Annotated in this window: 12 protein-coding genes; 3 read left to right on the forward strand and 9 right to left on the reverse strand. The window is 73.4% G+C overall.

The window, feature by feature from the left end:
* Nucleotides 1-27 precede the first annotated feature (27 nt).
* Together GUY59_RS30105 and GUY59_RS30110 are read left to right on the forward strand one after the other, a co-directional pair.
* On the forward strand, nucleotides 28-345 hold the full coding sequence (locus GUY59_RS30105) for a hypothetical protein (RefSeq protein ID WP_138204410.1): 318 nt from the start codon (nucleotides 28-30) through the stop codon (nucleotides 343-345).
* Nucleotides 342-1,184: a hypothetical protein gene (locus GUY59_RS30110; protein ID WP_138204412.1), complete on the forward strand. Its 843-nt coding sequence runs from the start codon at nucleotides 342-344 to the stop codon at nucleotides 1,182-1,184. The genes GUY59_RS30105 and GUY59_RS30110 overlap by 4 nt, the downstream gene beginning before the upstream one ends.
* Here the strand turns inward: GUY59_RS30110 and eccD are convergent.
* Nucleotides 1,181-2,566: a type VII secretion integral membrane protein EccD gene (eccD, locus tag GUY59_RS30115; RefSeq protein ID WP_161714769.1), complete on the reverse strand. Its 1,386-nt coding sequence runs from the start codon at nucleotides 2,564-2,566 to the stop codon at nucleotides 1,181-1,183. The two genes, GUY59_RS30110 and eccD, sit on opposite strands and share 4 nt — an antisense overlap.
* Nucleotides 2,567-2,670: 104 nt before the next feature.
* Between eccD and eccCa the strand changes: the two genes are divergently transcribed.
* On the forward strand, nucleotides 2,671-6,669 hold the full coding sequence (eccCa, locus tag GUY59_RS30120) for a type VII secretion protein EccCa (RefSeq protein ID WP_138204416.1): 3,999 nt from the start codon (nucleotides 2,671-2,673) through the stop codon (nucleotides 6,667-6,669).
* A 22-nt stretch (nucleotides 6,670-6,691) separates the two neighbouring features.
* On the opposite strand, the gene GUY59_RS30125 is transcribed toward eccCa, so the two are convergent.
* The 8 genes from GUY59_RS30125 to mycP all read right to left on the reverse strand — a co-directional run.
* Entirely contained in the window at nucleotides 6,692-7,120 is a 429-nt protein-coding gene (locus GUY59_RS30125; RefSeq protein ID WP_236667640.1) for a YbaB/EbfC family nucleoid-associated protein, read from the reverse strand.
* Nucleotides 7,121-7,144: 24 nt separating this feature from the next.
* Nucleotides 7,145-7,912 (reverse strand): hypothetical protein, encoded by a 768-nt coding sequence (locus GUY59_RS30130; protein WP_138204420.1) that lies wholly within the window; start codon nucleotides 7,910-7,912, stop codon nucleotides 7,145-7,147.
* 13 nt (nucleotides 7,913-7,925) lie between these two features.
* The gene (locus GUY59_RS30135) at nucleotides 7,926-8,288 is read right to left on the reverse strand and encodes a hypothetical protein (RefSeq protein ID WP_138204422.1); all 363 of its coding nucleotides are present in this window, start codon (nucleotides 8,286-8,288) and stop codon (nucleotides 7,926-7,928) included.
* A gap of 4 nt (nucleotides 8,289-8,292) precedes the next feature.
* Entirely contained in the window at nucleotides 8,293-9,543 is a 1,251-nt protein-coding gene (locus tag GUY59_RS30140) for a hypothetical protein (protein ID WP_161714770.1), read from the reverse strand.
* 11 nt (nucleotides 9,544-9,554) lie between these two features.
* Nucleotides 9,555-9,890: a hypothetical protein gene (locus GUY59_RS30145; protein WP_138208751.1), complete on the reverse strand. Its 336-nt coding sequence runs from the start codon at nucleotides 9,888-9,890 to the stop codon at nucleotides 9,555-9,557.
* Nucleotides 9,891-9,896: 6 nt separating this feature from the next.
* Nucleotides 9,897-10,196 carry a WXG100 family type VII secretion target gene (locus GUY59_RS30150; RefSeq protein WP_132342053.1) on the reverse strand — a complete coding sequence of 100 codons (300 nt, stop codon included), beginning with the start codon at nucleotides 10,194-10,196 and terminating at the stop codon, nucleotides 9,897-9,899.
* Between the two features lie 16 nt (nucleotides 10,197-10,212).
* Nucleotides 10,213-10,536 carry a WXG100 family type VII secretion target gene (locus GUY59_RS30155; protein WP_161714771.1) on the reverse strand — a complete coding sequence of 108 codons (324 nt, stop codon included), beginning with the start codon at nucleotides 10,534-10,536 and terminating at the stop codon, nucleotides 10,213-10,215.
* Nucleotides 10,537-10,645: 109 nt separating this feature from the next.
* On the reverse strand, nucleotides 10,646-11,749 hold a 1,104-nt coding region (gene mycP / locus GUY59_RS30160; protein ID WP_161714772.1), incomplete at its 5' end, for a type VII secretion-associated serine protease mycosin.

An 11,749-nucleotide genomic window follows, 5' to 3' on the forward strand; every position in this document is an offset into this window, starting at 1 on the left:
CCCCGGCGGCGTCGCACAATGATGATCGTGAATCAGGACACCCGCTACATCACCCCCGACGCGATCGGCGAGGTCCGCCGCGACCTCAGGGAGGACCTGCTGCCGCTCTTCGCGGAGATCCGCCGGATCCTCGAGGAGAACAGGTCGCTCGACTTCCCCGGGTGGGGGCCACTGGGCGAGTGGACGGCGGGCGCGCTCTATCGGTCGCTCATCGACGCGTTCGTCCGTGACACCGACGCGGCGCTCGGCGTCATCAGGACGTGGGAGAGCGAGCACCTGCGCTTCGCCGAGCACAACTGGCGCGCGGCCGAGGACCTCGCCGTACGGCGGGCAGGGCGGCCGTGACCCGCAGGGTCGCCGGCCGGGCAAGGGACGGCTCACCGCTGCGCCCTCTGCCGAAGATCCCGCCCGACCCCGGAGCCGTGCGGGACATCCTGCGCAAGGCGGGGCGGCTGGAGCCGTCCGTGCTCGTCGGCCTGCTGGCCACCGCCCCGGCCGTGGCGAACGTGCCCGCCATCTGGACGGCCGCCGCGAACCTCCAGGCGGGCGTGGGCGGACGGCTCGACAAGGGCGCCAACAACGTGCTCACCGGCCTGATCAACGCGTCGGGGCAGAGGTGGATCGCCGAGGACCAGAAGGCGTTCGCCGACGCGGTCGCCGTGCTGCGGACGCACCTCGACGTCCTGCGCACCAACGTGCAGTGGGCGGCGGGGCACGTCGACGGCATCGGCGACGGTTTCCTCGTCTACTGGGGAGCGGCACTCAAGATCGCGCAGGAGACGTACCTGCGGCTGGCCGCGCTGCGGGTGCTCGCGCTGGCCCCGCAGACCAGGGTGGCGGCGAGGATCGCGATGCGCAGGACGGGCGCGCAGGCGAGCGCGGCGCTGGCCGCGTCGACCGAGCGGCTGGGGCGTTTTCTCGGCTCGCTCGGCTTCAAGGACGTGCTGGGCGGGGTCGCGGCGGGGATCGGCGGCTCGGCCGCCGTGCAGCTCGCGTTCATGCGGCCGGACGGCGGCGCGGCGGTCGACTTCACCGAGGCGGCCGCCGGCACAGCGAGGGCGGGCACGTTCGCCGAGCCCGAGCCGGGCACGCCGCTGCCGGACGCCGCCCGGTCCTTCGACTGGCGGGTCAGGGCACCCGGCGGCGACATGAGCCTGGACGACGTCGTCAGGGACAGGAGCTAACCGACCAGGCCGCGGATGGTCTGGTACAGGTCCAGTACGGCCAGCGCCAGCGGGATGAGCGCGATCATCAGCAGGATGTCCGCGATGTCGCCCATCCGGCCCCAGAACGGGGACGGCCGCCCGGACGTGAGCCACAACGCCGTGCCCGCCACGCCCAGGGCGAGCACCACCAGCGCGGGGACGATCCCGTAGAGCACCGTCCCGTCCGCCGCCCCGGGCGCGGCCCCGGCGGCGGCCAGCACCACCCCCGCCAGCGCCGTGGTCAGCAGCCAGACGCGCTGGCCACGACCCTCGAACACGCGGGCCCGCATGAGCATCGACAACGACAACGCCGCGCTCATCGCGGTCGCGGCCCAGGCGCCGTCGAGGACGAGCAGCACCTGGGCGCCGAGCACGACGAGCGCCACCCCGCCGAGCAGCCCTCCGCAGAAGCGGTCGGCGACCACCGTCTTGTCGATCACCAGCTCGCCGTCGAGGTCGCCGCCCTCGCGCCGCAGCTCATCGGCCGTCGTCGGCAGCGCGGGCAGCGGCATGCCCGCCAGCCGGAACGACAGGGACGGGATCGCCGTCGTCAGCCCCACCGCGAGGGCGGCCAGCACCGCCGCCACCCCGGCCGCGGCCAGGTCGAAGCCCATGACCAGCCCCGACGCCAGCAGCCCGCAGAGCGCGGCGGCGGCCACGCCGAGGAACGCCGGCAGCCCCTCCGCGACCGCGAACCCGGTCGCCGTGGCCAGCATCAGCACCACGCCGCAGGCGGACAGCAGGTTGGCCGGCTGGAGGATGGCGCCGTCCGTGGCCGGCCCGAGCAGCCCGGCGACGAACCCGTACGGCAGGGCGGCGTACCCGATGACCGCGCCCGATCGCGCGTCACCGAGCGCCCGCGACAGCGCCGCCGCGACCAGCAGCAGTACCAGCGCGACGACGCCCGCGACCAGGGCCGCGGGCGTCCAGGGCGGCCCGGTGGCGAGCAGCGCGGCGGCGCCCACGCCGAGCAGGGCGGCGGCGGCGCGCAGGCCGTACGACCTGGTGGTGGCGGGTTCCCAGCGGCCGGTGCGCTCCAGCACGCCGGTCGCCACGGCGTCGGCCACGTCGTCGAAGACGATCTCCGGCAGCTCGTGCCCGCGCGGGCGCAGGTGCAGCAGTTCGCCGTCGCGCACGGCCAGCTCGGACAGTGTGGCGTCGAGGTCGAACGGCGGGCCGCCGAGCCGCTGGAGTACCCAGCCGCCGTGGGCCAGGCCCGCCTCCGCGAGCCCCTCCCCCGCGATGCGCAGAAGGGTGGGCAGCAGGTTGCCGAGCGGCATGTCGGGCGGCAGGCCGACATCCAGGAATCCGCGCGGGGTCACGACGGTGACCCGGCACAGGTCGGTTCCGATGGCACTCACCCAGCCGAGTTTATGGATTGCCCATCGTGCGCGACCCGCTAAAAACATCCAGGAATTTTGAAATATCGCATATAACGCTATGTCGGCGGCTTTTATGGGCCCTGATGAGTGGCAGTCTGATCGTGGTCCGCAGACCCGAGCGGCGTACCCCGCCCGAGCCTCCCGGCGGCGAGGTGCTGCTGGAGTCGCCCCCGGAGATTCCCGAGACCGTGACCGGCGGCGGGCTGACCCAGCTGCTGACGTACCTGCCCATGATCGCCGGAGCCGGGGCGATGGCGCTGATGGTCACCGGCGGCGGCACCGGCAACCCGATCATGATGGTGTCCAGCGGCCTGTTCGCGGTCTCCATGATCGGCATGACCGTGGGCCAGATGATGCGCAACGCCGGCGAGCGCAAGAACCAGCTCAACGGCCAGCGCCGCGACTACTACCGCTACCTCGAACAGGTCAGGAAGCGGGTCCGCGGCGCCGCGGCGCAGCAGCACCGGGCCATGACGTGGAACCATCCCGACCCCGCCGCGCTCTGGTCACTGGTGATGACCAGCCGGCTGTGGGAGCGGCGGCCCCGCGACGACGACTTCGCCCAGATCAGGATCGCCACCTCGGCGCAGCGGCTGGCGCTGCCGATGATCCCGCCGGAGACCAAGCCGATCGAGGACCTCGACCCGATGACGGCGGGCGCGCTGCGGCGCTTCGTCCGCACGCACGCCACCGTGCCGGGGCTGCCCGTCGCGCTGGCGCTGCACTCGTTCGCCAGGATCTCCGTCACCGGGGACCCCGGGGCCGCGCGCGACCTCGTCCGCGCCGCGCTGGCGCAGGCGGCCGCGCTGCATTCGCCGGAGGAACTGCGGATCTCGGTATGCGCGGGCGGTGAACGCGCCGCCGAATGGGAGCCGGTGAAGTGGCTGCCGCACGCCCTGCACCCGACCGAGGAGGACGGCGCGGGCCCGGTGCGGCTGGTCGTACGCGACCTCGGCGAGCTGGACGCCCTGCTGGGGTTCGAGCTGAAGGACCGCCCCCGGTTCAGCAAGGGGCTCGCGCCGGACGCGCTGCCGTACCACGTCGTGGTGGTGGACGGCGGCACGGTGCCCGCCGGCAGCCAGCTCGCCCTGGACGTCATCGAGGGTGTCACCGTCATCGAGCTCGGCGGCACGGTCCCGCAGGCCCCCGCGCAGCTCACCCTGCGCCTGGAGGTCGGCCCCGACGAAGTGGTCAGGGTCGTCGAGGACGAACTCGGCAAGGAGCTCAGGTCGGGGCTCGGCCGGCCGGACCGGATGGCGCGGCCCGCGTTCGCCGCCCTGGTCAGGCAGCTCGCGCCGATGCGGTCGGGCACCGGCGGCAAGGAGGAGCAGCAGGACGTGTTCGCCACGAACACGACCCTCACTGACCTGCTCAGGATCGGCGACGCGCGGCGCCTGTCGCCCGCCTCCACCTGGCAGCCCCGCCCGGCCAGGAACCGGCTGCGGGTCCCGATCGGGCTCGGCGCCGACGGGCGGCCGGTCGAGCTGGACATCAAGGAGGCCGCCCAGGGCGGCATGGGACCGCACGGGCTGGTGGTCGGAGCGACCGGCTCCGGCAAGTCGGAGCTGCTGCGCACGCTGGTGCTGGCGCTGGCGGTCACGCACTCGTCCGAGACGCTGAACTTCGTGCTCGTCGACTTCAAGGGCGGCGCCACGTTCCTCGGCCTCGACACGCTGCCGCACGTCTCCGCCGTCATCACCAACCTGGAGGACGAGCTGCCGCTGGTGGACCGCATGCACGACGCGCTCCACGGCGAGATGGTACGCCGCCAGGAGCTGCTGCGCGCGGCCGGCAACTACGCCTCCCTGCGCGACTACGAGCAGGCCCGCGAGCAGGGCGCCGACCTGCGGCCGCTGCCGACGCTGTTCATCGTGCTCGACGAGTTCAGCGAGCTGCTGACGGCCAAACCGGAGTTCGTCGAACTGTTCGTGATGATCGGCCGGCTCGGCCGGTCGCTCGGCGTGCACCTGCTGCTCGCCTCGCAGCGGCTCGAATCGGGGCGGCTGCGCGGGCTCGACACCCACCTGTCGTACCGGATCGGGCTGCGCACCTTCTCGGCGGCCGAGAGCCGGGCCGTGCTCGGGGTGGCGGACGCGTACTCGCTGCCGCCCGAGCCGGGCAACGCCTACCTGATGTTCGAGACCACGGGCATGACCCGGTTCAAGGCCGCGTACGTGTCGGGGGCGTACCAGCCGGACGCGGCGCGCCACCGGGCGGCGCCGGCGCGCTCGGGCCACCGAGGAAAGATCATCTGGTACGGCCCCGAGCGCGTCCCCTTGCCGCCGGTGACGGAGACGCCCCCGCAGGAGGACGAGAGGGACAAGCAGACCAAGCAGGACAGCCTGCTGGACATCGTGGTCGGGCGGCTGACCGGCCAGGGGCCCGCCGCGCACCGGATCTGGCTGCCGCCGCTCAAGGAGCCCGCCTCGCTCGACCGGCTGCTGCCGCCCATCGAGGCCACCCCCGGGCACGGCCTCACCGCCGCTGGCGTCGCGCGCGAGCGGCCGGGGCGGCTGCACGCCGTGGCCGGCATCGTGGACAGCCCGTTCGACCAGCGGCGGGACCCGTACTGGCTGGACCTGTCGGGAGCGGCCGGCAACGTCGCCATCGTCGGCGCGCCGCAGACCGGCAAGAGCACGCTGCTGCGCACGCTGATCGCCTCGCTCGCGCTCACGCACACCCCCAAGGAGGTGCAGTTCTACTGCCTGGACTTCGGCGGCGGCACCCTGTCGTCGTTGTCCGGGCTGCCGCACGTCGGCGGCGTCGCCACCCGGCTCGACGCCGACGCGGTGCGCAGGACGGTGGCCGAGCTGAAGACGCTGCTCGACCACCGCGAGCGGCTGTTCGTGGAGCGCGGGATCGACTCCATGGCCACCTACCGCAGGATGGTCGCGTCGGGCGCGTACGAGGGCGACGGCTGGGGGGACGTGTTCCTCGTCGTGGACGGCTGGGCGATCGTGCGCCAGGAGTACGAGCAGCTCGAACCCGACGTCGGCGACCTCGTCACCCGCGGGCTCGGCTTCGGCATCCACGTCGTCGGCACCGCCAACCGGTGGATGGAGTTCCGTTCGGCCGTCCGAGACCTGCTCGGCACCAGGCTGGAGCTCAGGCTCGGCGACACGTTCGACAGCGAGATCAACCGCAAGGCGGCGGCCAACGTGCCCGAAGGGGCTCCTGGACGCGGGCTCACCCGCGAGGCGCTGCACTTCCTCGCCGCGCTGCCGCGCATCGACGGCCGTTCCGGCGTGGACGACCTGTCCGACGGCGTGACCGCCTTCGTCGAGGCGGCGTCCGAGGCCTGGCACGACCACCCGGCCCCGCCCGTACGCCTGCTGCCCGCCCTGCTGCCCGCGCACACGCTGCCGCGCGGCACCGGGGACCCGGCCGAAGGAGGGGCGGCCCGCGTGCCGATCGGCATCGACGAGGCCGCCCTGGCGCCGGTGTGGCTGGACTTCGACGCCGACCCGCACTTCGTCGTGTTCGGCGACACCGAGACCGGCAAGACCAACCTGCTGCGCCTGGTAGCAGGCGGCATCGCGGACACGCACACGCCTCTGCAGGCGCGGTTCGTCGTCATCGACTACCGCCGCACGCTGCTCGACGCCACCGACACCGAACACCGCATCGGCTACGCCGCCTCCAGCACCGCCGCCGCCACCCTGCTGCAGGGCGTGCAGGAGGTGCTGCAGACGCGCCTGCCGCCGCCCGACCTCACCTCGGAACAACTGCGGACGCGCAGCTGGTGGACCGGGCAGGACCTGTACGTGATCGTCGACGACTACGACCTCGTGGCCACCTCCGCCAACCCGCTCACCGTGCTCGGCGACCTGCTGCCGCAGGCCAGGGACATCGGCCTGCACCTGGTGCTGGCGCGATCCATGGGCGGGGCGGGGCGCAGCATGCTCGACCCGGTCGTGCGGCGGCTGAAGGAGATGAACTCGCCGGCCGTGCTGCTGTCGGGGCCGCGGGACGAGGGTCAGCTGTTCGGCAACGTACGGCCGCGCAAGCTCCCGGCGGGACGCGGCCTCTACGTGGACCGGCGGTCGGGCGAGAGGCTCATCCAGACCGCCTACCTGGGCTGAAGGACTCCGGGGGCTCCGGGTCTCAGCGGTCGAGGTCGCGCTGGATGCGGGCCAGCTCGGCCGTAGCCTGGTCCATGGCGGCCTCGTACGCCTCCCGCGCCTCCCGCATGCGCACGTCGGCCGCGTTGTTCTCGGCGGCCAGGTCGAGCGGTCCCTCCCCCAGGACGTCGCGGAGCAGCTCGGCCGACTTGGCCTGCATGTCGGCCAGCGCCTCGGCGATCAGGGTCAGGATCGTCTCCGACAGCCGCTGCGAGCCCCACCGCATGGCGCGGGGGTCGATGTCGAGGCCCGTGACGCCCTGCGCCGAGCACTCGACCGTCACCAGCTTGCCGGGGTCGCGGGCGACGCCCGTGACGTCGAGCACCTGCCGGTGAAGCTCGTCCAGCTCGGCGGCGGGCCGCTGTGCCTCGGCCACCAGCCGGTCGATGGCCTCCTCGTCGAACGCCGCCATCACGCGGTCATCCTTCCCCTGTCATCACGCGTTCTCCGCGGACCCGGCCGGATCCGCGCTCCCCGCGGGACCGGTCAGGTCTGCGCTTGCGGCGGAACCGGGCAGCTGCGGCGAGCTCTCCAGCTGGGTGCCGCTGATCCGGTCCGCGACCGCCGACTGGCCCATCGACCCCGCGGTCACCGCGACCGCACCGCCGATCAGCGCCTTCTTGACCGGCGACATCTGCGCCAGCTTCTGCACCGCCTTGCCGAGCAGGCCCTGGCCGCTCCCGACGAACTCTCTCGCCCTGGAGGCGAGCATCCCTGCCTGGTGGTCCGCCCTGCGGCCGAACCCGGTGGCGGCCACCTCGGCGGCCGCCCTGGTGAAGGGGTTCACCGCGGCGACCTTGTGCATCACGCCCGCCGCGAGGATGCCCGCACCGGTGGCGAAGACGGCCTTGCCCAGAGCGTCGTACACGTTGGCGGTGACGCGCAGGGTGTCGGCCGTCGCCCTCGGCGAGGCGACCTTCTCCCCGGCGTCGTCGGAGTAGGCCAGCACGGTGTCCTTGTAGAGCTCGGCGCTGGGTGCGGACCACTCGACGCCGCGCGTGGAGGAGTCCACCGTTCCGGGGTGCCGTTCCAGGGCCGAGGCCAGCCGCTCCCATCCGTCGGCCGCCGTCCGTTGCTGGGCGGTGTCGCCGTACATGAGGGGAAGGAGCAGCGTGGCGTAGCGGGCGCGGTTCCAGCCGAGGAGCATCGAGCCGGTCGTCGCCATGGCCGAGCCCTCGATCACCGACCACGGTTGTTCAAGCACCTGGGGCTCGCTTTCACGCTGGGATGTCGTCGATCTGGGACAGGGCCCGCGGGTCGGCCGGCATGTCCGCGGCGAGCCCGGCGGCGCTCGCGTCGCCGTCCACGTAGCCGTTGGCCGTGCTGTACGCCCTGTCGTGGATGTCGGCCACCTGGTCGCGTTTGTCCGACAGGTACTTCAGCGCGGCCGTCTTGACCTCGTCCAGCGCCTGCCCGAGCGACCCGCCGAGCAGCCCGAAGGCGCCGTACGCGCCGGACGTCAGCTCGACCTGCCCGATGGCCCGGCTCATGGCCTCCAGATCGTGCATGGGTGCCGACGCCATGTTCCGGCCCATCGCGCGGATCGACTCCGCCTGCGCCGCCACCGAGTCCCGGTTCATGAGCTCACCCCACCACCGGAGGGCCGCAGTCGATCTCGGGCCGGAAGAAGCCGTCGTCGCTCTTCGGCGTGAGGGAGCGCCGGCCCGACCGCGCGTCCTGCGGGACCGCCCCGCCCATGGGCATGAACGGCACGCCGCCGGTCGCCGTCGTGCCCGGCTCCCGCACGCCCACGGGCGTCACGGCCGGGGACGGGGAGGCGCCCACGACCGGCACGGTGCCCGGCCGCACGGAGGGGCCGGTCTCGGCCGTGACACTCCTGGTTCGCGCCGGGTCCCCGGAGGGGGACGGATCATGACCCGTGGACGGGGACGGCCCGCCGTCGCGCCTGAACGAGGGCACGGGGGTCGTGGCGGGAGGGCCGAACACGGGCGGGGCGGCCGGGGGCGTGCCCGGCGCGGTAGGGCGCGCGACCGCGGGCGTGGCCGCGGTACTCACGGGAGCGGGCCCGGCCGGCCCGGCCGCCGTCGAGGTGGGAGCGGGCGGCGGCGCGCCCGCGGGCCCCGCCGGCGGCCCGCCGGCTGTGGTGCCTCCCGGGTTCGCCGGCGCCTGCCCGCCGGCCGGCGCTCCTGGCGGCGTACCGGCGGGAGCGGGCTGGGAGCCCGGCGTCGCGGCCAGGTCGGTGGCGGCCGCAGCCGTGCCGTCGTACGGCGGGGACCCGTGCCCGCTGCCCAGCGGCGTCGCGACCCGCTCGGACGGCGGCATGTACGGCGCGGGCGACGCCAGATCCGCGTCCCAGGGCAGACGGTCCGGCATGGCCTCGTACGCCTGGTGATAGGCGCCGTTCAGCTTCGTCATGAACTCCCGCGCGTCGGCGTCGGGATCGTTGGCCGGCATCGACTGCCCCGCTCCCATACCGCTGGCCTCCACCCAGTACATGCGCTGCTCCGTGGCCTGGTCGAAACGTTCCTTGGCCGAGGTCAGCTCGCGGCTCACCGTCTCGAGCGAGGGCGGCACGGTGTCCACGCCGTCCCGCAGCGCCTGAAGGTAGGTCTGGAGGCGCTTCATCCGGGCGAGCATGGCCCTGGCCGACTCCCCGCCCCACGCGCCGTCGGCCACCAGGCGGGCCGCGCTGTCGCCCAGGGTCGTGATCGTGGTGGTGAGCAGCTCGGACGCCGACCTGTAGGCGTCCGAGACGGGCCCGAACTCCTCCGGCCTGGTCCCCATGACCATCCGCCGGATCTCCTCGCGCCCGCCGTACCCGGCGGGGTTGCCGCCCTGGAGGCAGCCGTTCCTGATCGGCTTCGGTTCCGGCAACGCGTTGTCCTCTATTCCTTGCGTGGTGCCGCGCCGGCCCGCTGGTCGGCGTCCAGCACGGTGCCGGCGGTGGCCGCCAGGTCGTCGACGACCCGCTGGACCTGCTCCATCACGAAGGCGAGTGAGTCGCAGGTGGCCAGCCTGGCCCGGACCACCGTGCCGGCGTACCCCTGGGCGATGTCCCAGTCGCCCGCGGCCGCCGGGGACAGATCGGGCACCTGGTACCTGGCCGCCTCCAGCTGGGGCAGCAGTTCCCTGGTCAGCTTGCCGGCCACGTCGAGAAGCGCCTGGGGCTCGCACTTCGCCACGTCCCCCGCGGTGGCCGGGTCGATGAGCGGCTCGTCCACCGTGGCTCAGGTGCCCCAGCGGCGCATGTTGGCGTGCTCGGCATCGCGCATGATCTGCGTCGCGTCGTGCAACGCCGGGCCGAAGCGCTGCATGGTGTCGCCCATGGCCACCACCGCGCTGTTCCACTCGCTCTTGGCGGTCAGGTAGACGTCCTTGGCGGCGCCGTCCCAGGTCTCCAGGATCTTCAGGTCGCTTTCCAGGTCGGCCAGCTCGCCGGTCAGGTTCGCGTAGGCCCGGCCGAGTTCCGTGGCGATCTCATCCATCTCGTCGAAGTTCGCGAGGATGATCTCTCCGCCACCGTTCATGGTGCATCTCCGTTCGTCAGACCTGGCCGGCGCTCAGCGCGGCCTTGAGCCGTGCGGCGACGTCGCTCGCGTTGGTGTTCGCCTCGTCGTACTGGATGCCGGAGCCCTTCAGGTTCTCCGCGATCGTGTGCAGCGCGTCGATGACCCTCTTGAACTGCGGGTTCCACTCGTTCAGCACCTGCGCGTAGACGGTGGCGGACTCGCCCTGCCACGCGGCGCCGAGCGTCGCCGGGATCTGGGTGAGCCGGTTGTGGATCTGCGTGATGTTCTGGTGGGCGATCAGCGCGCGTTCTGCGGCGCTGTGCTGGCTGCCCGCCTCATAACGTGTGGGCTCTGGCACGTGCACCTCTCGGTCTCGTGGCCCGGAATGCGACCGGGTTCCCGTACTTTCCGATCAACGTAAGTGGGCCGGAACGAGGCGGGCCACCCTTTCAACTTTCCTGTAAGTGTCACGGTGTCCCCGGCGCGGTCCCCCGCGCGTTCCCCGCACGCCAGCCCCTGCGACGCGCTCTGGGCAGCATCAACGCCACGAAGACCACCAGCGTGGTGGCGCCGACCGCGCCCGCGGCGATGGCGACCGCGATGGCCTGCTTCCGCGCGTCCGGCACCGGCGCCCTGGCCAGCACGATCGGCGGGGCGGCGGCCTTGTCCTCGGTAACGGGGATCACCGAGGTGACCGCGAGCAGCGGGTTGACCAGGCCGGCTCCGGTGCCCGCCGCGCCGCCGCCCTCGGCCGTACGCTCCAGCCTGCGCTTGATCTGCCAGTGGTCGAGCTCCGGGTGCCTGGCTCTGACCAGCGCGACCACGCCGGACACGAAGGGGGCGGCGAAGCTGGTGCCGTCCAGTCCCGTACGGTAGCCGCCGCCGGTCCAGGCGCTGGTGATGCCGGCTCCCGGGGCGGTGACCGAGATGCGGGTGACGCCGTTGGAGAACTCCGACTTCGCGCCGTCGGGCGAGGCCGAGCCGACCGCGATCACGCCGGGATACTCCGCCGGGTACGCCGCCGCGACGGCGCCGTCGTCCTGCTTGACGTTGCCCGCGGCGGCCACGATCACGGCGTCCTTGTCCTGCGCGTACGTCACGGCCGACTTCAGGGCCGGATGGTCCTGAGCCTGCACGGACACGTTGATCACGTCGGCCCCGAGGTCGGCGGCACGCCTGATGCCCCTGGCCAGCCGCGACACGTCGCCGGAGCGCCCCTCGGTCTGTTTGATCGACAGGATCGTGGCGTCCGGCGCGACGCCCATCACGGGCACTCCGCGTGACGTGAGGTCGCGTCCGGCGATGATCCCGGCGACGGCCGTGCCGTGGCCGACGCAGTCGCGCTTGTCGGTGCCGGTGAGGTCCTCCTGCCGGACGACCACGCCGGACAACTGCGGGTGGGTGGCGTCCACGCCGCTGTCGACCACGGCCACCGTCACACCTTCGCCCCTGGTCAGCCGCCACACCCGCTCGAACCGCAGCCGCTGCTGGGGCCACGGCTCGCCGGTGACCTCCGCCACGCCGGGCTCGGGTTCGCAGCGTACGGCGGGCGTGGTCGCGGGGGTGGGGGC

Source organism: Nonomuraea sp. K271 (genome assembly GCF_009908215.1).
Taxonomy (GTDB): domain Bacteria; phylum Actinomycetota; class Actinomycetes; order Streptosporangiales; family Streptosporangiaceae; genus Nonomuraea; species Nonomuraea longispora.

Excerpts from the sequence above, each read along its gene's own strand:
- eccCa (WP_138204416.1), top strand. The coding sequence starts at position 2,671 with ATGAGTGGCAGTCTGATCGTGGTCCGCAGACCCGAGCGGCGTACCCCG.
- GUY59_RS30125 (WP_236667640.1), bottom strand. The coding sequence starts at position 7,120 with ATGGCGGCGTTCGACGAGGAGGCCATCGACCGGCTGGTGGCCGAGGCA.
- GUY59_RS30135 (WP_138204422.1), bottom strand. The coding sequence starts at position 8,288 with ATGAACCGGGACTCGGTGGCGGCGCAGGCGGAGTCGATCCGCGCGATG.
- GUY59_RS30150 (WP_132342053.1), bottom strand. The coding sequence starts at position 10,196 with ATGAACGGTGGCGGAGAGATCATCCTCGCGAACTTCGACGAGATGGAT.